Source organism: Marinobacter sp. ATCH36 (assembly GCF_023555055.1).
Classification (GTDB): domain Bacteria; phylum Pseudomonadota; class Gammaproteobacteria; order Pseudomonadales; family Oleiphilaceae; genus Marinobacter.
The window spans coordinates 560,538-582,455 of the sequence record NZ_JAMJPL010000001.1 but is presented as its reverse complement, the minus strand read 5'-3'; the positions used below and the strand labels follow the sequence as shown (position 1 = coordinate 582,455).

Here is a 21,918-nt window from a genome sequence, read left to right as displayed (position 1 = left end):
CCATGAATGAAAAAACCGCATTACACCCGGCGCTGTCGATTTCAGGCGCGTCCTGTCAGGGTTGTGCGCGCAAGATTCGTAGCGCGCTGGAGCCGCTGACCGGCAGTGCGGACCAGGTTGAGGTGAATCTGGATGAGCAGACGGTTGCACTGCCTGATGGCATTGATACCGGTGAAGCAGCCCGTATTGTTACGGAGGCTGGTTATCCGGCCGTTCCACTGGAGAAGGCCGGTTCAGCCACATCCGTGCCAGAGAATGCCCATTGTCATTCGGATAAAGCCAGTGATCAGACAGAGGCCGCTCCGGAACCTGACAAGAAAACAGGCAGAGGCAACGGTGCCAGCGATGGTGACCAGATCCATCTGGCGGTAACCGGGGCTACTTGTGCGTCCTGCGTGAACACCATCGAAAAGGCTCTGAAGTCAGTGGATGGCATTACCGGTGCCCATATGAATCTGGCGGATAATACCGCCACGGCAACCGGGCATGCAGACCCTCAGGCGCTGATCAGGGCGGTGGAGAGCTCGGGTTACGGGGCCAGTGTGATTGAAGACCCGGATGCGGTGGATGATCGCAAGCAGGAGGACGACCGCAAGCAGTACAGAACCCTGCTGGTGAAGATGGCCATCAGCCTCGGCCTTGGTCTGGGCCTGATGATCTGGGGCATGGGTTTTGGCTCCATGATGGTTACCGCAGACAACCAGATGACCTGGTTGACTCTGGGGATTCTGACCCTGGCCGTGATGGTTGGCACCGGCGGCCACTTCTTCACCGGCGCCTGGAAGGCTTTCCGCCACCACAATGCCAATATGGATACCCTGATCGCCTTGGGTACCGGTACGGCCTGGGTTTATTCCATTGTGGTGGCCAGTGTTCCCGATGCCTTGCCGGAAATGGCGCGGCATGTGTACTTTGAAGCCTCGGCAATGATTATCGGCCTGATCAACCTGGGCCAGGCGCTGGAGTTGCGCGCCAAAGGCAAGACTTCCGAAGCGGTAAGACGCCTGCTGGACCTGAGGGCAAAAACCGCGCGGGTTATTCGTGATGGTGAAGAGCAGGGCCTGCCGGTGGAACAGGTCCGGGCCGGCGACCATATCCGTGTGCGCCCCGGCGAAAAGCTCCCGGTGGACGGGGAAATCACCGAGGGCAACACCCGTATTGATGAGAGCATGCTCACCGGCGAACCCATGCCCGTCAGCAAGAGTGAAGGCGATGAGGTGTCCGCCGGCACTCTGAATACCCACGGCTCGATCATCTACAAGGCCACCCGCGTGGGCAGCGAAACGGCTCTCGCCCAGATTATCCGCCTGGTGAAAAAAGCCCAGGGCTCCAAGCCAGCCATCGGGCGCCTTGCAGATAAGATTTCCTCGGTGTTCGTGCCCACTGTGATGCTGATTGCCGTGGTGTCAGCGCTGGTCTGGTACAACGTCGGGCCGGAGCCCGCTGTGGTTCATATGATGGTGGCGGCCACCACGGTACTGATCATTGCCTGCCCCTGCGCTCTGGGCCTGGCCACACCCATGTCGGTGATGGTGGGCGTAGGCAAGGCCGCGGAATACGGCGCCCTGATCCGCCAGGGTGATGCCCTGCAGACCGCCGGCAAGCTGGATCTGGTGATACTGGACAAGACCGGCACCATTACCGAAGGCCATCCGGCCGTCACCCGCTTATACGCCGCCGGGGGCGACACCGGCAGATTGCTGGCACTGGCCGCAGGCCTGGAGCAGCACTCGGAGCATCCGTTGGCGGAAGCCATTATCGCGAACGCCAGAGAACAGGACATCAGCCCCGAGAAGGTTACAGGCTTTGAGGCGCTCAATGGCAAAGGCGTAAAAGGCGATCTGGATGGCATGCCCGTTCGCCTTGGTAACCGCAAATGGCTGGAAAGCGAGGGCGTGGATCTGGCCGGGCTTCGGAAAGAAGCCGATACCATTACCTCCGAAGCCGGTACTCCGTTGTTCCTGGCCCTGGGTAATAAACCCATAGGCGTGATCGGCGTTGCCGATGCGGTGAAAGCGGATTCCGAAGCCGCCATCCGCCGCCTGCACGACGCCGGCATAAAGGTCATGATGGTTACCGGTGATGTAGACGCCACCGCCAAAGCCATCGCAAACAAGACCGGAATCGATGACTACCGGGCCGAAGTGTTGCCGGAGGACAAGGCCACCATCGTCAGCGAAATGCGCGGCAAGGGCTATACCGTGGCCATGGTCGGCGACGGCATCAACGACGCGCCCGCCCTGGCAGCCGCCGATGTCGGATTTGCCATCGGCACCGGAACCGATGTGGCTATCGAAAGTGCCGGTATTACGCTAATGCGGGGATCGCTTCACGGCGTGGCCGATGCCATTGAGATATCCCGGGCCACCGTTCGTAATATCCATCAGAACCTGTTTGGTGCGTTTATCTACAACTCCCTGGGTATACCGGTGGCAGCCGGGCTGTTATACCCTTTGTGGGGCATACTGATGAGCCCGATACTGGCCGGCGCTGCCATGTCGGCGTCCTCGGTTACTGTGGTCACCAACGCCAATCGGCTGCGGTTGTTCGAAACCAGCTATAACGACGGTGGGGAGAGGAACCAATGAGTACACTTCTGGTCAACGCCGGAGGACTGATCCTGATGGCCGCCATTGTCTGGTGGTTCTGGCTGTCACCCTCCGGAGGCAGCAAACCGGACAACGATCATAGCCATCATCACTGAGGTAACGTCATGAAAAAGCATATGCTGGCCCTGGGCCTTGTCGCCACCGTTGGCCTGAACAGCCAGTTACAGGCCGATGAGGGGCTGGAAGACATTCACGTCTACAAGTCCCCTACCTGTGGTTGCTGCAGCGACTGGATCGACCACCTGGAAGACAATGGCTTCAATGTGAAAGCCACGGACACCAACGACATGGGCAAGATCAAGGCTGACGCCGGGTTGATTGCCGGCCTGGGCAGCTGCCACACCGCCTTTGTCGGAGACTACGTCATCGAGGGCCACGTACCCGCAGACGATATCAAGCGATTGCTGTCCGAAGCCCCAAAAGCCACCGGGCTGAGTGTGCCGGGCATGCCCATGGGTTCGCCGGGCATGGAAATGGGTGACCGCAAGGATGCCTACAAGGTGATTCTGTTTAACGAAGCCGGCCAGACCCGGATATTTGCAGAATACAACCAGTAGTCGTTAGTAGTGTCTTCGCCGCGCCTGCACTATCATGGTGATCTGATAGATGCATAATGAGCGAGGGAAGCTTCTTGAGCCTGAAAACCCGACTTCTGGGCCTGGCGGCGGCGTTGATGATTGCTGCGTCGCTGGCCTCCTGGCTGGCGTACCGGGAGCTTTCCGAGGATATTATCGAGCGCTGGGGGCAGCAGGTTGCTGAAATCCAGGTGCGCTATGACAGCGCCCGCCTGCTGCAATCACTGGAACGGGAAATCGGGCTCGCCCGCCAGATGGCGGATTCCTCCACCCTGATCAGGTGGGCAACGGACCCGGATAACGAAAGTCTTCAGGGCGAAGCAATTCGGGAAATGGAGAGCTTCCGGAGCAATTTCCGCGATAACAGCTATTTTGTCGCCCTTCGCGATTCCCGCCACTACTATTACAACAACGCCGACAATGAGTTTGTAGACAACCAGTTCCGCTACCAGCTTGATCCGGACAAACCCGAGGATGCCTGGTTCTTCCAGCTGATTGAGGAAGGCCGGGATTTCCACCTCAATGTAAACCCTGACACCGAGCTTGGCGTTACCAAACTGTGGATCGACGTACTCATGCGTGACGATAGCGAACGCATCGTCGGCATGGTGGGCACTGGCCTGGATCTGGACGCATTCCTCCAGGATATCGTCGACATCGACCAGGACGGCATTACGACACTGTTTGTGGACTACAACGGCGCAATTCAGCTCTATCGTGATCGCAATTACATTGATTTTGCCAGTATCATCAAGCCTGAAGGCCAGAAGAACACCGTCGACCTCCTGTTCGACCAGGCCGAAGACAAGAAGAAAGTGCTTGGCATGCTGCAAATGCTCAAAAACCGTGGCGACGGCTCCCGGGCGGTAGAAAGCAGCTTCGTGATCGTCGATGGCAGGAAGCACCTGGCGGGCGTCGCCTTCCTGCCCGCTATCGGCTGGTTCGAGATCACCCTGCTAGATCTGGAAACGCTCCTTCCCTATAGCTATTTATGGCCATTGGTTGCGGTTTTCCTGATCAGTTTGCTAATTACTGTGATCATATTCCACCTTATTATCCGCTCACGCATCCTGAAACCCCTCATCAGCCTGGACAAGGCGGTTGAAAACGTTCGGGGCGGCAACTTCACACTCCCGCAACTGGACAAACCCGACAACGAAATCGGCCGCCTCGCCAGCCATTTCGAGACAATGACCGATACCCTCCGGCATTCAACCCGGGAACTGGAGCGTAAGGTTGAGCAGCGTACCAAGGAACTGAATCGCCTGGCTCGCGTTGACGCCCTCACCGGTCTGAAAAACCGCCGCGGCCTTGATGAGGCACTTAGTGACGAAATCCAGCGGGCACAGCGCCTGGACACCGGCTTCGGCCTGATCTGGCTGGATATTGATCACTTCAAAGCCATCAATGACGAACTGGGCCATCAGGCCGGTGACGATATTCTCTGCCGCGTTGCGCTGTGGCTGAAAGCCGGACTGCGCCCTTACGACCATCCCGGTCGCTGGGGCGGGGACGAGTTCGTAGTTGTGCTGTCACCCTGCGACCGGGATACCCTGCAGCAAATCGCCAGGCGCATTCGGGAAACCATTGAAAGAGACAGTATCCGGACCGGAACACCTGTCACCGTCAGCGTCGGCGGTTATTACTGCCAGCCCGGCGACGATGTGGATACCATCCTGCGCCAGGCCGACCAGGCCCTCTATCGGGTGAAAACGCTGGGCAGAAACCAGGTTTTTATCGTGGATGAAACCGGGCAGGAAATTAACCCCGCGTAACAGGTCTGACTCATACCGCCATAACCGGTATACTCCGCAGCAACACTCAAATTTTATCCAGTCAGGTTCTGTTCATGCTCAATGCCGACGCCCTCAGCCAGTTGCGCCAGCTGAAATCCGATATCGAAGAAAAAAAGGTGGTGTTTCCGGGTACCGTCAAAGCCACCAACGGGCGTTTCGGGTTTGTCGCGCTGGATGAGGGCCGGGATGTATTTCTGCCGCCAGAAGAGATGCAGAAAGTTCTGCCCGGCGACCGGGTCAGTATTACCGAGCAGGAAGGCGACAAGGGCAAGACCCAGGGTGTGGTGGACGAACTGCTGGAAACCAGCCTGGACACTTTTGTAGGCCGTTACCTGGTGAGAGGCAAGGGCCACTTCGTGGTGCCGGAGACACCGGGTATCAATCGCTGGATTTTTATCCCCCCCAAGGAACGCCTGAACGCCGAGCCGGATGACTACATTTACTGCCGCATCCACAAACACCCGATCAAGGACGGCAAGGGCCAGGCAAAAATCCTGAAAGTGATCGGCAAGGCCGGCGAGACTGGCATCGAGCGCTCCTTCACGGTTGCCACCTTCAACCTGCCGGACACCTGGCCGGAAGCCGTCAGCAAACAGGCTGAAGCACTGGACGAGTCGGTGATCGAAGCGAAGGGCGACGGCCGTGAAGACCGCACCGAGCAGCCCTACGTGACCATCGACAGCCCGGGTACCCAGGACATGGACGATGCCCTGCTGGCGGAACCCAACGCCACCGGCTGGAAACTGTCGATTGCCATCGCCGATCCTACCGCGGTCATCGAACCCGGTAGTCCGGCCGAGCAGGAAGCCTTCCGCCGCGCCACCGCTATCTATTTCCCGGGCGAACCACTGCCGATGCTGCCCGATACGCTCAGCACCCGCCTGTGCTCACTGATGCCGGATGTGAAACGCCTGGCGCTGGTCTGTGATCTGCAAGTGAACAACGACGGCAGCCTGGGCGACTACAGCTACCACAAGGCTGTCATCCGCTCACACGGCAAGCTCAGTTATGAGCTGGTATCCAACCTGATTGAGGGCCGTGAAGCCGACGATGTCAAAGCGCTGACGGACACTGTCTCCAATAGTCTCGATCAGCTCCACCAGGCCGCCACCGCGCTTCGTAAGTGGCGAAATGAACACGCTCTGGTGAACGGCGACCGCCCGGAATTCCGCCTGCGCCTGGACGAGAACCGCCGGGTACGGCTGATTGAACCCTCGGTACAGAACGAGGCGCATCGCCTTGTGGAAGAGTGCATGATCGCCGCCAATCGCTGCACAGCGGACTTTCTTGGCCAACAGGACAAGGGCCTGTTTATCCAGCATCCCGGCTTGCGCGACGACCGCGCCGACAATATCCGCGCCTTGCTGGAAGGCTATGCCCCGGATCTCGCCGGCGTGGATGCGACCAGCGCGGAAGGCTTTCGCGACCTGATGAAACAGACCGAGGGACTGGACTCGGAAGTACCGGTCAAGGCCATCATTTCCCGCCAGCTTGCCCGCGCCGAACTGTCGTTTACACCCGCGCCACACCAGGGCATGGGTCTGGCCGCCTACACCACGTTTACCTCACCGCTACGCAAGTTCAGCGACTTTCACGTGCACCGGCTGATCAAATCCATTTTGTGGCAGGAACCGCTGAGTGAACTCAGCGAGGAACAACTGGCCGAACTTCAGCTGACCCAGTTCCGGGCGCGACAGGCCGCCAACAGCCTGGAAAGCTGGCTAAAGAGCGACTTCGCCCGCACCCTGGGCGAGGAAGCAATGACCGGCGTGATCAGCCGCACAACACCCTCCGGCTTTTTCGTCCGGCTGGATGCCAACGGGCTGGAGGGGTTTGTCAGTTGTAAGACGCTGGACGGAAAATTCAGCTTTGATCCGGTCACAATGCGCCTGGTTCACAACAAGAACGGCCGCACCTTCCAGCTTGAACAAGCGGTGACCGTCACCTTTGCCGGTGTTGATGACGAGCGCAAACAGATCCTGTTCAACCTGGTGGAAGCATCGTCTGACGCCCCAAGCGCAGAAAACGAGCCTGACAACAAAGGCGATGCTTGAAAATCCGGCTCCGGAGCACCATCGTAATAACAATACAGGCAGTCACTCGTTACGGAGGTGAATCCGGATGCCTATTAGCCCAACGGAATTCCTCAAGAAGTACGGCTTCGACGAGGAAGAAGAGGAGCGGGATCACAGCCTGCGCCATAATGCCATGGAGCACGCCAAGCACTTGAAGAGGCCCCACGCTGGTACGCCCCATGACTGGGAAGAGTGGGAGCACTACAAGGAAGAGCACCCCGAAGAGGTAGAGGACGACGAGAGCAGCGACAACCGTTAGTTGCCCCCAAGCATCCTCGACAGCCTATCGTCCTTGGCCCGCCACTGGTCTCCCAGCCAATTCTTCACATTCCTGCGGTGCTCGGCATCGGTTGCATAGTCCCGACCCTTGAGGTGTTCAGGAATAGCGACGGTGTCGATCTCCATTTTCACTTCGCGAACCCGACCGCACATGAAATCCCAGAACGTCGGCGCACCGCCCGGGTAGGCTATGGTCACATCCACCAGCGTTTCGATGGTATCGCCCATGGCATCCAGCACAAAGGCTGCACCGCCGGCTTTGGGCGTCAGAAGGTGGGTGTATTTAGATTTCTGCTGGTCGTGCTTGGCCTGGGTAAACCGGGTGCCTTCCACGAAGTTCATGATACTGACCGGGGTATAGCGGAATTTTTCACAGGCCTGGCGGGTCGCTTTCAGGTCTTCCCCGCGCTTTTCCGGGTGTTTGATCAGGTATTCACGGCTGTAGCGTTTCATGAACGGGAAATCCAGCCCCCACCAGGCCAGGCCGATAACGGGTACCCAGATCAACTGTTGCTTGAGGAAGAACTTGAGAAACGGCGCGCGGTGATTGAAGACCCGCTGCATGGCGAAGATGTCGACCCAGCTCTGGTGGTTGCTTAGTACCAGGTACCAGCTTTCGCGCTCAAGTTTTTCATCGCCATGAACGGTCCATCGAGTGCCCTGAGTGAGTTTCATCCAGCCGGTGTTGCAGGCGACCCAGGCTTCGGCGATCCAGATGATGGCTTTGGTGCAGAGCACGCGGAAGCCTTTGTGGGGGATGATGAGTTTGAGAATTGCCGGGATGTAGAGCAGCAGGCACCAGAACAGGGTGTTGAGACCCAAAAGGATGGAGCTGATAACGCCGATGACCGGGGCTGGCAGGAAGCTGAGCATGGTTGTCCTGTTGTTGGTTTTGTTTCGGTGCGTGAATGATACCAATGGTTGGCGTGTTTGGGCAGTGGCGCGAAGTGACCGGTTTGCCAATTACGGTGGACGTTCTTGCCATAGTTTTAACTTGTGCCGGTAGTCTAGTCTTATCCGACACTGGTGGCTGTGCAGGACGCGGTAGTCCGCCTGTGGATCGACAACGAACTCTCCAAAGGCCAGATCCAGATCGGCGAAGACATCGCCCGCCTGGAAAACGTCAACGCCAACCTCCTCGCCATCGCTGGCGACACCGACACCCTGGCAACCCCCGACGCGGCCAAACGCATTGAAGACCACGTCAGCTCCAAAGACGTCACCTTCCGGGTTACCCCTGGCGGGCACATGGGTATTCTGGCCGGCAGTAAAGCGCCGAAGGAAAGTTGGCTGGAAATGGCGGAGTGGTTGGCTGAAAGGTCAGACTGAACTGACAAAACCGACTCCCAACTATGGGCGGAGTGCGTCTAGGGCTTTCCAAAACTGTGCGGAGCCAGGGATGGCGGAGCCCAAGCGTACATGGACGTATTCACAGCGTGTTTTGGAAAGCCCTAGACGCACTTCGCTTCCACCAGGGTCAGAGGTTAGCCAAGGTAGCAGGCAACTCCGAAAGACTACGAATCACCGCATTAGGCTGAATCCCCCAGTCCTCAAAAACCTTCCCGGGGTCCCGCTGCACCCAAATAGCCATCAACCCCGCCGCCCGGGCCCCGATCACATCCCAGGCATTACTCGATACCAAACACAACGGCTGATCCATCGCCCCCGTAGCACGCCGCGCATAGGCATACACCGCAGGGTCCGGCTTGAAACTTTTAATGTCATCCACCGACACCAGCCCGTCAAACATCGCCAGCAGATCATTGTGCCCCAGCACCTTCTCCAGCGCCGGATAAGTTCCGTTGGAGAAGGCATACATCAGATAATCCCCCTCCAGGGACAGCAACGCCGGCAGCGCATCATCAAACGCCGGCAGCGAAAGATAGGCAGCCATAAGCTCATCCTCCCTCTCCTGGCTTAACGCAAAACCATGGCTGGCTATCGCATACCGCAGTGCCTGACGGGTACAGGCCCCGAAATCCTCGTACATCCGCATCAACCCCTTGCGGAAGGAAAACTCCAGCTGCTTCTCACGCCACTGGGCGCTGACCGATTCCGCCGCCTCGCCGGCATCCGGGGCCAGCAGTTCGGCCATACCAAGCGGGTCCACCAGGGTTCCGTAAACATCGAAGGCCAGAATTGGCTTCATCAGGTGCTCCTTTGTCATCCAGTCAGGTTTGATTCATCGTAAACTATTCGACACTACATTTTGAATGAACATTCAAAACTGTTCGCAAGGGAACTCATGACCAAAGCCCCCACCAGAGCTCTACTGATCATCGCGCTGGCACTGGTATCCGCGTGTAGCTCATCACCAGTGATGTATGAACCTGCAAATGAGCAACTGACCGTGGGTAATGGAGAGGACTTCGCCCAATACCTGGAGCAAACGCGCAAGCACCTGGATGACAACCTGGTTGCTGTACCCGACTTCCCCCGGAAACAGCAAATTGAATGGAACATGCCTTTCCGGATAACACCTGCCGCGCACTGCAAGTCAGAGCAAACCCGGGGAATACTGCTGGTGCACGGCCTGAGCGATTCTCCCTTTGTGTTTCGCGACTTCGCTAGAGTACTCGCTGACCAATGCGTGGAAGTCCGCACGGTTCTGTTACAGGGCCATGGCACGCGGCCCGGCGATCTGGTGACTGCCGATGCAGATGTCTGGCGAGCGCAGGTTCGCGAACATTTCGATGCCCTCGCAGAAGACGTGGACATTCCCTTTATCGGTGGCTTCTCCCTCGGCGGGGCCCTTGCCACCGAGCGCGCCCTGGCAACTGACAGCGCCAGGCCCGCTGGCCTGGTGGTGCTGGCACCGGCCTGGGAGCTCAACGGCCTTAAGGACTATCTCTGGCTGGCCAGTACTGCGCGGCTGTTCAGGGATTTTGTAGAAGAAGAGCCGGAGCTTAATCCGGTCAAGTATGAGTCGTTTGCCACCAACTCCGCAGTCCAGCTGTCCGATGTGCTCAATAATGTTCAGAACCTGCTGTCGCAATACCGGCAAATCGACCTGCCCGTGCTGGTGGCGGCAACAGAGGCGGACTCGGTGATCAACCTGGAATTCCTGGTCAACCAGTTCCGCACCCGCTTCACCAACCCGGACAACCGCATGCTGGTGTTCCGCGACCTGCGGGAGCCCTGGCCGGAAGCCTGGCGGGATGATCGCATCGTCAGCTTTAACAGTTATCTGCCGGATAACAACATCCTGGAATTCTCCCATCAGTCGCTCGCCATTGCGCCAGACAACGAGCTCTACGGGCTTGGCAAACCGCTACAACGTTGCCTGGAACCCAACCTCATCAGCCTTAAGGATTGCCGCCAGCTGGCAGAGAAAGACCTGTGGTTCAGTGCCTGGCACGACACTGAAAAGCCGGTACTCACCAGCCGCCTGACCTACAACCCCTGGTTCAACGAAGTAGCCGAAGCATTAACGGAATTTGTGCTGACACAGGAAAAGCTCTGAGTCCTGGCGTACAATTCCACTCATGAACCCCATTGATACATTTAACCTGGACATCCGCTCCCTCAGCACCTTTATCGCCGTGTTGGACGAGGGCAGTGTCTCCAGAGCCGCCGTGCGCCTGGGCGTGAGCCAGTCAGCAGTCAGCCACACTCTGGACCGCCTGCGACAGGCCCTGGGCGATGCCCTGTTCGTAAAATCCGGCCGCGGCATTGTGCCCACCCGTTACGCTGTGCAGGCCGGCCCACACGTTCGCCAGATCCTGGACGACCTCCACTCCCTGTCCTCCGGCCCGCCGTTCACCCCGGCCAGCGCCGAATTCACCTTCACCATCGCCGCCAACGACTACCAGCGTGACCTGCTGCTACCCGGCCTGCTGTCGGTTCTCCGGCGGGAAGCGCCCGGCATCCGCCTGCAGGTGATTCCTTCCGGAATCCCCACGGCTGATATGCTGCGCAAGGACCTGTGCGACCTGATTCTCTCGCCCCATGCCCCGGAAGCTACGGACATCATGCAACGGGGCCTGATGGCGGATCGAATGGTGGTTTTTTATGACCCCGCCCGCCGGCAACCTCCCGAATCCCTGGCGGATTACCTGAAAGCAGACCACATCGGCATCCTTTTCGGCACCGGCGAGAAAACCGCCTTTGAGGGCTCCCTGTCCGCCCGGGGCCTGACCCGCAAAACAGCAGTCACCGTATCCAACTTCTCCGGCCTGCCCGGCTTCCTGCACGGAACCGACATGCTGGCCACGGCACCCAGGCGCATGAGTGAGCACTTACTGAAGGACTTTGCCTGGGTACACCTGCCTTTCGACTACAAGCCGTTCACCATGCTGATGCTGTGGCACAAACGAAACCAGAATGACCCCGCCCACCGCTGGATCCGCAACCACGTAAACGGTGTTGCTGCCGCCATGAACAGCCAGAATGACCATTCCATCTGATTTGTTCATATATTGTATGAAACGTTAGATAGTTATCTCATCAAAAGCACGAGCGTAAACTGCCCGGATCTGATCAAGCGCTGGGTGTGAGCCGGCCTTCTGAAACCGTGCGGAGCCAAGGATGGCGGAGCCGAGCGTACAGGGACGTATTCACAGCGTGTTTCAGAAGGCCGGTTCACACCCAGTGCGATACTCCGAAGATTCCGGGAAAAGCAATGCTTGCACTTACCAGTGTATGGACAACGATATTATTGGCAGCAGCTGTCGCCCTGGGACCGCTGGCGATTGATATGTATCTGCCGGCGCTGCCCAGCATGGGGGAGTCCCTGGCGGCGAGTACCGGACAGGTTCAGTTGACGCTGAGCGTCTACATGGCGGGTTTCGCCCTCGCTCAGTTGATCTGTGGGCCGTTGGCGGATCGCTTTGGTCGCAAACCGATCATGATTGGCGGCTTCCTGCTGTTTGCGGTTGCCAGTGTTATCTGTGCTCTGGCCACCAACATTGAAACCCTGATCCTCTCCCGCTTCCTGCAAGCCCTTGGTGGCTCTGCCGGACCGGTACTGGGCCGAGCGGCTGTCAGGGATATTTATTCACCCCGGGAGGCGGCAAAAATCATGGCAATTCTGGCCAGCATCATGGCGCTGGCACCGGCCATTGCGCCGACCCTGGGTGGCTTCATGGTGGTCGGGCTTGGCTGGGAGTCAATCTTCCTCGCACTGGGCGGTTATGCCCTGATTATGGCGGCCGTGATTGCTGTTGGTATTCCCGAGCCCATGCGCCCGGAAAACCGACAGTCCCTGCGCATTGGCAACCTGGTAAAAAACTACCGGGCCATTGCCTCGGATATCAGTTTCCTTGGCTACACCCTGACCAATTCCCTGACGTTTGCCGGCCTGTTTGCTTTCCTGTCCGGGTCGTCGTTTGTGCTGATCGACTTCCTGGGCGTAAAGCCGGAACACTTCGGGCTGTTCTTCGCCTGCATGGTAGCCGGCTATATCGGGGGTAATCTCAATGCCGTTCGCCTGGGCCGCCGCCTGGTGCCAGACCAGATCCTGATCAGGGGTCTGGTTGTTTCGGTAGCGGGTGGCGGGCTGATGGCTGCGCTGGCGGTAACAGAGGTCTACAACGTCTGGGCCGTGATCCTGCCTCAATCCCTGTTCATGATTGGCGTTGGCATGGTGCTGCCCCAGACCATGGCCGGAGCCCTGGCCAACTTCCCCCGCATGGCGGGCTCTGCTTCTGCGCTTTTCGGCTTTACCCAAATGGTCGTTGCAGCCATCATCGGTATGCTGGTGGGGTATCTGCACGACGGTACTTCACTGGTAATGGCCGCTACCATCGCTACCTGCGCTGTAGCGGCCCTGGCCAGCTACCTATTGCTGGTACAACGTCACCCGGCGCCGGGATTCGAGCCCGCCTGAAAGCAACTTAATCCTGCCGCTGGGTGAAAAAGCATCCAAAATGAACTACACAGAGTAAGTTGTTACGCACTAATTCATTAAGCCAGCGAAGGGAGTTCTCTATGAGCAATGTAACACTCGGCGGCGATCCGATTACCGTCAGCGGCAACTTGCCGCAAAAAGGCGACACCGCCCCCGATTTCACCCTGACCACCCAGGGCCTGGAAGACGTCAACCTCGGCAACTGGGCCGGCAAACGCAAGGTCCTCAACATCGTTCCCAGCGTCGACACCCCAACCTGCGCTACTTCTACCCGCAAATTCAACGAAAAAGCCAGTAGCCTCGACAACACCGTCGTGCTCGTTATTTCCGCAGACCTTCCATTTGCCGCCGGTCGTTTCTGTGGTGCTGAAGGCCTGAAAGACGTTATTACGCTGTCCAGCTTCCGCAACTACAGTTTCCAGCAGGATTATGGCGTTGCCATTCAGGACGGCCCCCTGGCCGGTCTTACCGCCCGTGCGGTGGTGGTTCTGGATGAAGACAACAAGGTGTTGCACAGTCAGATGGTCGGTGAGATCAAGGACGAGCCGGATTATGAGGCGGCTTTGGCAGTGCTTTGATTTTTGATCGGTCAGCTTTGTTGTCGGATTACGGCTTCGCCTTTTACGCCCTTCACGGGTAAATCCGACCTTGGGAGATAACTGTGTTGTTAGGTCGGGTCCGGGGTGGGGTGTATTTTCTGGCGGGAAAAGGTGTCTGAGCCAAGCGAGTTCTTTTCCCATAAGAAAAAACACCCCACCCCGGACCCAGCCCCGTAACCCGCAGCCTGCCACCTCCCAAGACAACAAACCTGCTAGAATCGCCCTCCGAACAAAAGACCAGGAACCAAAGCCCTCAAAGTGACCAACGCCGAACCCCAAGCCAGCCTGCCACGCCAGTTGTTTACCATGACCTGGCCCATGCTCTTCGGCGTGCTGTCACTGATGACCTTCCAGCTGGTGGACAGCGCCTTCATCGGCCAGCTAGGCCGCGACCCACTGGCGGCGCTGGGCTTCACCCTGCCCATGCAACAACTGATCATCGGCCTGCAAGTGGGCCTCGGCATTGCCACCACCGCCATCATCTCCAGAACACTGGGTGCCCGCGATCAGCTCCGGGCAGAGCGCCTGGGCGGCCTGGTGGTTACCGTGGGCGCCGCCCTGGTCTTCATTCTTTGTATCGGCCTGTGGCTGCTTCAAACCCGGATCATGGACATGCTCGGGGCCGAGGAAAGCCTGCTTCCCCTGATCCGCAACTACTGGATACCCTGGCTGATTTCCGCCTGGACCGGTGCCATGCTCTATTTCGGTTACAGCGTGTGCCGCTCCCACGGCGACACCAAACTGCCCGGCTACATGATGGTGGCCACCAGCCTCGCCAATATTGCCCTTGATCCACTGTATATCTTTGTCTTCGGCTGGGGTCTGCCCGGTGCCGCCCTGGCCACCATTACCGCCTTCGGCATAGGCTGTCTGTTTATCTACCCCAAACTGCTCCGTTGCGGCTGGTTGCGATTCGATCTGAAGCAACTGGCTCTTGGCAAAGCACTCAGGCAGCTGAACGGCATTATGGCCCCCGCCATGGTCAGCCAGCTGATGCCGCCCGTCTCGGCGATGGTGGCTACGGCACTGGTGGCCGGTTTTGGCTCCGCCGCGGTGGCTGCCTGGGGCCTGGGTACGCGCCTGGAATTTTTCTCCATTGTGGTGGTGCTGGCACTGACCATGTCGATGCCACCCATGGTCGGGCATATGCTCGGCGCCGGCGAACTTGGGCAGATCCGCAAACTGGTCCGGCTTGCGGTTCGTTTCGTGGTGATATGGCAGCTGGCCATTGGTTTGATCTGGCTGATGGCCTCGGGGCTGGTATCCGAGTTGTTCACCAGCGACCGCGATGTGAGCGATGTGCTGGGCAGCTATCTGATTCGGGTGCCGCTAAGCTATAGCGGCCTGGGTATCTGCATGCTGATGGTGTCTGTGTGCAACGCTCTCGGACTGGCGATGCGTGCCCTGCTGGTATCTACCCTTCGCCTGTTCATCTGTTTTTTGCCTTTTCTCTGGATCGGTGCCCAGGTTGGCGGCATCGAAGGGCTGATGAGTGGTGCCTTGGCTGGTAACCTGTTGGCAGGCGCCATGGCTTATTCATTTTACCGCCAGGGCATCCGGAAACTGGCGGATCTGCACGCTGTTTCTTGACTTATAAGAATGAAAAAGCCTCAAAAATTAGCTATACATGAAGATTGCTAATAAGCTGAATACATTTAAGAACTCACTCCTGACCGGCTGAATTCCGTTATGGACATTGGGCTTCTCGTCTTTTTGCCCGTATTGGGAGCCATTGCTTCGCTCCTCTCAAGACAGAAGCGGCCCGGCCCGGATCATGTGTCGACCCACGCGCTGGTTGCGCTGATCGCCCCGGCCATCTGCCTGCTGCTTCTGCTCAGTTATCTTCCCCGGATCCAGTCCGGAGAAGCCCTTGTCTATTCCCTCAACTGGGTGCCCGAGATTGGCCTTGGCCTCGCCTTCCGGCTGGACGGCCTGAGCTGGTTATTTGCCACCCTGATTACCGGTATTGGCTGCCTTATTATTCTCTACGCCCGCTATTATTTCGCCGGCAAGGACACGGCAGGCCGATTCTTCATTCTGATCCAGCTGTTCATGACCGCCATGCTCGGCATCGTGCTGTCAGAGAACCTGCTGTTCATGCTGGTGTTCTGGGAACTTACCAGCCTGGTGTCCTTTCTGTTGATCGGTTTCACCTGGTCCAGCCGGGATGCCCGCCGGGGTGCGCGCATGTCGCTGGTGATCACCGGCGGGGGTGGCCTGGCCCTGCTGGGGGGAATCCTGCTACTGGGGCAGATTGTTGGCAGCTACCAGATCAGCGATGTACTGGCGGCTACCGATACCATTGTCAGCGATGACCGCTATCCGCTGACTCTGTCACTGATTCTGCTCGGTGCCTTTACCAAGTCCGCCCAGGCGCCATTCCATCTCTGGCTTCCACACGCCATGGCGGCGCCCACGCCAGTGTCAGCCTACCTGCACTCGGCCACCATGGTGAAAGCAGGCCTGTTCCTGATGGCCCGCCTGCATCCGGCCATGGGTGATACCGAGCTCTGGTTCAGCCTGATTACCATCACCGGTATGGTTACCCTGATGGTTGGCGCGTTTGTGGCCATGTTCATGCATGACATCAAGGGCTTGCTGGCCTATTCGACCATTTCCCACCTGGGGCTGATCACGCTGTTAATTGGCATGGGCAGTGAAATGGCGATGGCCGCTGCCCTGTTCCATCTGACAACCCACGCCCTGTTCAAGGCTCCTTTATTCATGATGGCGGGCATTGTTGACCAGGCAACCGGCAGCCGGGACATGCGCAACATCAACGGTCTCTGGAAAGCTATGCCGGCGCTGATGCTGATAACGGCCATACCGGCGGCGGCCATGGCGGGCCTGCCACTGATGAGCGGCTACCTGAGCAAAAAGATGCTGTTTTCCGAAAGCCTGCTGGTAACCGCACCCCATTGGGCCAACACGCTGATTCCGGCGTGGGTGACCATCGCCGGACTGTTTTCCGTGGCCTATTCCGTGCGTATTTTCCATAACGTGTTTTTCAATGGCCAACCGGTAGATCTGCCCCATTGGCCACCCCGCAAAAAGCCGGCGGGTATGCTGATACCGCTGTTTATTCTCGCATTCGCCTCATTGCTGGTGGGGCTGGCACCTCAGGCAACCTACGACGGGTTGATTCATCTGGCCGTCATGGCCACTTCCATGACTCACCTGCCACTGTACGACTTCTCTGCGCTGGCTGATGCCCAGGTGCCTGCCATGATGAGCATGATCGCTATGGTTGGTGGGATTGTGTTCTATCTCGCCCGCGGTCCTCTTTTCGCGATTCACCGCCAGTTACCGGAAGTGGATGCCAAGAATATCTTTGAGCAGATCATGCAGCAGAGCATTCGCTTCGCCCAGTCGCTCGTCTATCGACTGGAAAACGGCTCTTTGCAACGCTACCTGGCGTTTATTCTGGTCGCGGCTATCGCACCGGCGCTGTGGATGCTCAGCGGTTACAGTGGCTGGCAGGGGCCGTCGGAGTTGACGGAGGTTAACCCGATGGTGGCTTTCGGTGCTCTCATCCTTTGCCTGTCTGCACTCGGTGTTGCACTGTTTCACCATCAGCGCCTGCCAGCACTGCTTCTGTTATCAGTCACCGGCCTGTTCGTCACCCTGGCCTTCGCCCAGTTCTCGGCCCCTGACCTGGCACTTACCCAACTCTCCGTAGAGGTCATGGCGGTGGTCATCATGATGCTGGCGCTGTCGTTCCTGCCCCAGACCTCGCCCAGGGAATCCGGATTTGGCCGGATATTCCGCGACCTGAGCCTGGCCGGGCTGGCAGGGATCGGCGTTGCACTCTTCGCCTACGCGGTGCTGACCCGGCCCGCCGAGACCATTTCCGGGTACTTCCTGGCCAACAGCGTTCCCGGAGGCGGCGGCACCAACGTGGTCAACGTCATACTGGTGGATTTCCGGGGCTTTGATACCCTTGGAGAAATTACTGTGCTGGGCATCGCCGCCGTGGCGGTATTCGCCTTCACCCGTGACCTGCACCTGAAAGAACGGGTTGCCAGTGCCGGCTCCGCAAAAGGGTTCGCCGAGCCTCATCCGGTGATCCTGCAAATGGTATCCCGCATGGCCCTGCCCATTGCCCTGCTGGTTTCCGCCTATATCTTCCTGCGCGGCCACAACATGCCCGGCGGTGGTTTCATCGCCGGGCTGGTGACTGCGGTTGCACTCACCCTGCAGTATATGGCTGGTGGGCTGGTATGGGCCCAGGAGCGGATGCTGACGCATTTCCGCCCATTGATTGGTGCCGGCCTGCTGATTGCAACCATCACCGGGCTGGGGAGCTGGTTTGTCGGCTACCCGTTCCTTACGTCCGCCTTCAGCCACATGGACTGGCCGCTGATTGGCGAGTTCGAGCTCGCTACCGCATTGTTGTTTGATCTGGGGGTCTATACAACCGTGGTAGGGGCCACGCTGCTGATTCTGGCGAACCTTGGCAAACTGATGACCGTGGCCGGGCCCGGCCAGGAGGTGGGCTGATGGAGCTGTTGGTTGCCATCACCTTGGGTGTTCTGACCAGCACCGGTGTTTACCTGATGTTGCGGGCCCGCACTTTCTCTGTAGTGCTGGGCCTGACGCTTCTGTCTCACGGCGTGAACCTGTTCCTGTTCAGCATGGGCCGCCTGACTACGGCCTCCCCGGCTGTGATCGGGCTGGTAGAGAAGTATACCGACCCGCTCCCCCAGGCACTGGTGCTCACCGCCATCGTAATCAGCTTTTCGATGACGGCATTTGTCGTAGTACTGGCCCTGAAAGCGGCGGTGGAACTGCGCAGTGATCACGTGGATGGCGAAGATCCGAACGAGGACCGCCAATGAACCACCTGATGATCATGCCCATCGTCATTCCCCTGTTGACTGGCGCATTCCTGCTGGTGATGTATCGCTACAACATCGGCCGCCAACGGTCGCTGAGTATTGGCTCAACCCTTTTGCTCGTGGTCTTAGCTGTGTGGGCCGTGCTTCAGGCGGGTGTCACGGACTACACCCTCTATTATCTTGGCAACTGGCAACCGCCATTCGGGATCGTGCTGGTACTCGACCGGCTCAGCGCCATCATGCTGCTGCTGACCGCCCTTCTCAGCCTGTTCTGCGTTCTCTACGCCAGCCGTGGATCGGATCGCGAGGGCTCGCACTTCCACGCCCTGCTGCAGTTTCAGCTCATGGGTATCAATGGTGCCTTCCTGACCGGTGATCTGTTCAATCTGTTTGTGTTCTTCGAAGTGTTGCTCATCGCCTCGTATGCTCTGCTGCTGCACGGTGGTGGACGTGCCCGCAGCCGCGCCGGGTTGCATTATGTAATCATCAATCTGGCGGGTTCGGCACTATTTCTGCTGGCGCTGGGCATCCTTTATGGCCTGGCCGGCACCCTGAATATGGCGGATCTGGCCCATTCTATTGCCAACGCGCCTGAGACAGATCTGCCCTTATTAAAAGCGGCCTCGCTCCTGCTGATGGTCGTGTTCGGTATCAAGGCAGCACTGTTGCCACTGCTGTTCTGGCTACCGCGGGCCTATTCCGCTGCCAGCGCCCCGGTCGCTGCGCTGTTCGCCATCATGACCAAGGTGGGTTTTTACGCCATGGTGCGGGTATTTCTGATGGTGTTCGGTCTCGATGAAGGGGCGCCCGCCAACGACACGGTATTGGCATGGCTCTGGCCTACGGCGTTGATCACGCTGGCGCTTGGCGGTATCGGGGTGCTGGGCGCGGCCAGCCTGCGGACACTGACGGCCTACATGGTGATCGTGTCCGTCGGAATACTGCTGGCGACCCTTTCACGCAACGACGAACAATTGCTGGCCGCCAGCCTGTTTTACCTGCTGCACAGCACCTGTATGACGGCGGTTTTCTTCCTGTTGGCGGATTTGATCGGCCGCTACCGTGATGATGGTTACGACCGTTTTTCTGTGATCTCACCTCTTTCCCATCGCTGGGTTCTCGGTAGCGTATTTCTGATTGCGTCCGTCAGCATTGCCAGCCTGCCCCCCTTCAGCGGGTTCGTCAGCAAGGCCTGGATTCTGCAAGCATCCTCCCGGCTGCCGGACTATCTGTGGCTGTGGGCGGCCATTCTGATCTCTGGCCTGTTGATTATTGCCGCCCTGAGCAGGGCCGGCTCAGGCTGGTTCTGGCGGCCGGAAGAACATTCCACCGCCAGAACCCGGGCCATTGAGAAAACCCAGCAGCTCGATCATGCCCGCATGGCCACCGTGTGCGTAATGATTGCCATCAGTTTCGCGCTAGCCCTTTTTGCCCAGCCGGTAATGGACTACCTGGACGCTGCCACAAAACTGATCTATCAGCCTTCCGGTTATGTGGATACGGTGCTGGGTGACTATGTCAGCCAGGGCGAGGAGGTGACAGAATGAATCGCCGCGAATTCTGGCTGCCCAGACCACTGTTCTCGCTGTTTCTGGCTCTGCTCTGGCTGCTGATGGTTAACAGTTTCTCGGTCGCCCATACGCTGCTGGGGCTGGCTCTGGGTATGTTTATTCCATTCATTACCCGGGCGTTCTGGCCGGAACAGGCCAAAGTGCACTACCTGCTGCCATTACTGAAATATTTCATGGTGTTGATGGTGGATATTGTGCTCTCCAACCTGGTGGTGGCAAAACGTATTCTGTTCTATCCCAACCAGCTCACGCCCAGCTTTTTCACTTACCCGCTGGAGCTCGATGATGACTTCGCTATCACCATTCTGGCCAGTACAATTTCGCTGACACCGGGAACGGTAACCGCTCATTACGATACCGAAGCACGAACACTGCTGATCCACTCGCTGCACGTTACGGATGAAGAGGCACTGATCCGGCAGATCAAGGATCGTTACGAACGGCCATTGCAGGAGATTTTCCGATGATTGAGACCGTTATTCCGTTCGTCATTGGCATTTTCTGCATTGCCATATTGCTGAATCTATACCGGCTGGCGATCGGCCCGGATATTGTCGACAGGATTCTGGCGCTGGACACACTGATGATTAACAGCATTGCGCTGATTGTGCTGGCGGATATCCAAATGTCGCTGGGCATTCTGTTTGAGGCGGCCCTGCTGATTGCGTTGATGGGCTTTGTGGGTACGGTCGCCATGACCAAATATCTGTTACGGGGGGATGTAATCGAATGAACAGCCCGGATATACCCCTAGTTCTGGAACTGATCATTACTTTTTTTCTGGTGGCAGGCGCCATAGTGGCGTTGATCGGCTCTATCGGCCTTGCCCGCCTGAAGGATGTCTACATGCGGCTGCATGGTCCCACCAAGGCCAGTACGCTGGGTGTGGGCTGTATTCTGATCGCTTCGCTGCTGTATTTCAGCTTTCTGAAGAGCGGGCTTTCGGTTCAGGAGGCACTGATTACGCTGTTCCTGTTTGTGACCGCGCCGGTCAGTGCCCACATGATGGCCAAGGCGGCATTGCACCGGAAACTGCCTTGTTCCCCCCGGACCCGTCAGGGCCCGCCGGATCAGTGACCACCAAAACGTGCCCGGAAGCGTTCGGGCATGGGCACAACGGACTTGCGCTGGTAGTTGAAAAACACGAAACCATATTTCGCCAGCGCCACCGGTTGGCCACTTTCAGCCTTGGTCACCCGGAACACGAAGTCCCCGCCGTATTTGTTGAAGTCCATCAGGCCTACCTCGAACCTGAGCATCTCGGGAAAGAAGGATTCCGACTGGTACATGGTTGCCAGGTCAGTGACGATTATACCCATGCCGTTTTGGTCGGCCTCCTGGACACCATAGTTCACCAGGAACTGGGCCCTGGCTTCGGAAAGCATGGAAATCAGGGCGTCATTACCAAGATGGTTGGCACCGTTGATATCGGTGATGCGAACCGGCATCTGGGTTTCAAAGTAAAATACGTCGTCCGGGAAAGAGAGCTTGATTCGAGCCAAGTTTAGAATCCTGCTTGGTAGCGGTAATGAGGATGGGCAATGATACTTGGTTGTCTGTCTTCGTTCATCCCGGGACATCAAGTTCAATATTGGTTATCTTGGTTTTTATTTCAGGCGCGTCTAGCTTGGGGCACCGGGGATTGGGATAGCTCTTTCAAAACACGCTCAAGCACATCCCTGTGGCGCTTGAGCTCCGCCATCCATGGCTCCGCACAGTTTTGAAAGA

At 58.1% G+C, this 21,918-nt stretch carries 20 protein-coding genes; 17 read left to right on the top strand and 3 right to left on the bottom strand.

Annotation, left to right across the window (positions count from 1 at the left end; translation table 11 throughout):
* Nucleotides 1–2: 2 nt before the first annotated feature.
* The 5 genes from M8010_RS02570 to M8010_RS02550 all read left to right on the top strand — a co-directional run bounded on the left by M8010_RS02570 (nucleotide 3) and on the right by M8010_RS02550 (nucleotide 7,314).
* Nucleotides 3–2,588, top strand: a complete 2,586-nt coding sequence (locus tag M8010_RS02570; RefSeq protein ID WP_250087936.1) for a heavy metal translocating P-type ATPase — start codon at nucleotides 3–5, stop codon at nucleotides 2,586–2,588.
* Nucleotides 2,589–2,713: 125 nt separating this feature from the next.
* Nucleotides 2,714–3,166: a DUF411 domain-containing protein gene (locus M8010_RS02565; protein WP_250087934.1), complete on the top strand. Its 453-nt coding sequence runs from the start codon at nucleotides 2,714–2,716 to the stop codon at nucleotides 3,164–3,166.
* Nucleotides 3,167–3,240: 74 nt separating this feature from the next.
* Nucleotides 3,241–4,959, top strand: a complete 1,719-nt coding sequence (locus M8010_RS02560; protein ID WP_250087932.1) for a sensor domain-containing diguanylate cyclase — start codon at nucleotides 3,241–3,243, stop codon at nucleotides 4,957–4,959.
* 74 nt (nucleotides 4,960–5,033) lie between these two features.
* Nucleotides 5,034–7,034 (top strand): ribonuclease R family protein, encoded by a 2,001-nt coding sequence (locus M8010_RS02555; protein WP_250087924.1) that lies wholly within the window; start codon nucleotides 5,034–5,036, stop codon nucleotides 7,032–7,034.
* Between the two features lie 67 nt (nucleotides 7,035–7,101).
* Nucleotides 7,102–7,314 carry a hypothetical protein gene (locus M8010_RS02550; RefSeq protein WP_250087923.1) on the top strand — a complete coding sequence of 71 codons (213 nt, stop codon included), beginning with the start codon at nucleotides 7,102–7,104 and terminating at the stop codon, nucleotides 7,312–7,314.
* Here M8010_RS02550 and yihG read toward each other — a convergent pair.
* Nucleotides 7,311–8,207 (bottom strand): 1-acylglycerol-3-phosphate O-acyltransferase, YihG family, encoded by an 897-nt coding sequence (yihG, locus tag M8010_RS02545; RefSeq protein ID WP_250087922.1) that lies wholly within the window; start codon nucleotides 8,205–8,207, stop codon nucleotides 7,311–7,313. The two genes, M8010_RS02550 and yihG, sit on opposite strands and share 4 nt — an antisense overlap.
* A gap of 153 nt (nucleotides 8,208–8,360) precedes the next feature.
* Here yihG and M8010_RS02540 point away from each other — a divergent pair, with 153 nt between their 5' ends.
* The gene (locus tag M8010_RS02540) at nucleotides 8,361–8,663 is read left to right on the top strand and encodes a hypothetical protein (RefSeq protein ID WP_250087920.1); all 303 of its coding nucleotides are present in this window, start codon (nucleotides 8,361–8,363) and stop codon (nucleotides 8,661–8,663) included.
* Between the two features lie 148 nt (nucleotides 8,664–8,811).
* Here M8010_RS02540 and M8010_RS02535 read toward each other — a convergent pair whose 3' ends face one another.
* Nucleotides 8,812–9,483 carry a haloacid dehalogenase type II gene (locus M8010_RS02535; protein WP_250087912.1) on the bottom strand — a complete coding sequence of 224 codons (672 nt, stop codon included), beginning with the start codon at nucleotides 9,481–9,483 and terminating at the stop codon, nucleotides 8,812–8,814.
* A 96-nt stretch (nucleotides 9,484–9,579) separates the two neighbouring features.
* Here M8010_RS02535 and M8010_RS02530 point away from each other — a divergent pair, with 96 nt between their 5' ends.
* The 11 genes from M8010_RS02530 (at nucleotide 9,580) to M8010_RS02480 (ending at nucleotide 21,267) form a co-directional block, all read left to right on the top strand.
* On the top strand, nucleotides 9,580–10,797 hold the full coding sequence (locus M8010_RS02530) for an alpha/beta hydrolase (RefSeq protein ID WP_250087905.1): 1,218 nt from the start codon (nucleotides 9,580–9,582) through the stop codon (nucleotides 10,795–10,797).
* A gap of 22 nt (nucleotides 10,798–10,819) precedes the next feature.
* Nucleotides 10,820–11,740 carry a LysR family transcriptional regulator gene (locus M8010_RS02525; RefSeq protein WP_250087903.1) on the top strand — a complete coding sequence of 307 codons (921 nt, stop codon included), beginning with the start codon at nucleotides 10,820–10,822 and terminating at the stop codon, nucleotides 11,738–11,740.
* Between the two features lie 215 nt (nucleotides 11,741–11,955).
* On the top strand, nucleotides 11,956–13,161 hold the full coding sequence (locus M8010_RS02520; RefSeq protein ID WP_250087894.1) for a Bcr/CflA family multidrug efflux MFS transporter: 1,206 nt from the start codon (nucleotides 11,956–11,958) through the stop codon (nucleotides 13,159–13,161).
* A gap of 101 nt (nucleotides 13,162–13,262) precedes the next feature.
* Nucleotides 13,263–13,760, top strand: coding sequence for a thiol peroxidase (tpx, locus tag M8010_RS02515; protein WP_250087892.1), 498 nt, complete (start codon nucleotides 13,263–13,265; stop codon nucleotides 13,758–13,760).
* Between the two features lie 327 nt (nucleotides 13,761–14,087).
* Nucleotides 14,088–15,371 (top strand): MATE family efflux transporter, encoded by a 1,284-nt coding sequence (locus M8010_RS02510; RefSeq protein WP_250090097.1) that lies wholly within the window; start codon nucleotides 14,088–14,090, stop codon nucleotides 15,369–15,371.
* Between the two features lie 99 nt (nucleotides 15,372–15,470).
* Nucleotides 15,471–18,281: a monovalent cation/H+ antiporter subunit A gene (locus M8010_RS02505; protein ID WP_250087883.1), complete on the top strand. Its 2,811-nt coding sequence runs from the start codon at nucleotides 15,471–15,473 to the stop codon at nucleotides 18,279–18,281.
* Nucleotides 18,281–18,619, top strand: a complete 339-nt coding sequence (locus M8010_RS02500) for a Na+/H+ antiporter subunit C (protein WP_250087875.1) — start codon at nucleotides 18,281–18,283, stop codon at nucleotides 18,617–18,619. The genes M8010_RS02505 and M8010_RS02500 overlap by 1 nt, the downstream gene beginning before the upstream one ends.
* Nucleotides 18,616–20,166 (top strand): monovalent cation/H+ antiporter subunit D, encoded by a 1,551-nt coding sequence (locus M8010_RS02495; RefSeq protein WP_250087874.1) that lies wholly within the window; start codon nucleotides 18,616–18,618, stop codon nucleotides 20,164–20,166. Before M8010_RS02500 ends, M8010_RS02495 begins: the two co-directional genes overlap by 4 nt.
* A complete protein-coding gene (locus M8010_RS02490; protein ID WP_250087873.1) occupies nucleotides 20,163–20,657 on the top strand; it encodes a Na+/H+ antiporter subunit E in 495 nt (164 codons plus the stop codon). The genes M8010_RS02495 and M8010_RS02490 overlap by 4 nt, the downstream gene beginning before the upstream one ends.
* Complete coding sequence (locus tag M8010_RS02485; protein WP_250087871.1) at nucleotides 20,654–20,923, top strand: K+/H+ antiporter subunit F; 270 nt, start codon at nucleotides 20,654–20,656, stop codon at nucleotides 20,921–20,923. The genes M8010_RS02490 and M8010_RS02485 overlap by 4 nt, the downstream gene beginning before the upstream one ends.
* Entirely contained in the window at nucleotides 20,920–21,267 is a 348-nt protein-coding gene (locus tag M8010_RS02480; RefSeq protein WP_250087869.1) for a Na+/H+ antiporter subunit G, read from the top strand. The genes M8010_RS02485 and M8010_RS02480 overlap by 4 nt, the downstream gene beginning before the upstream one ends.
* Here M8010_RS02480 and M8010_RS02475 read toward each other — a convergent pair.
* Complete coding sequence (locus M8010_RS02475; protein WP_250087867.1) at nucleotides 21,261–21,692, bottom strand: thioesterase family protein; 432 nt, start codon at nucleotides 21,690–21,692, stop codon at nucleotides 21,261–21,263. The genes M8010_RS02480 and M8010_RS02475 overlap by 7 nt on opposite strands.
* Nucleotides 21,693–21,918: the final 226 nt, after the last annotated feature.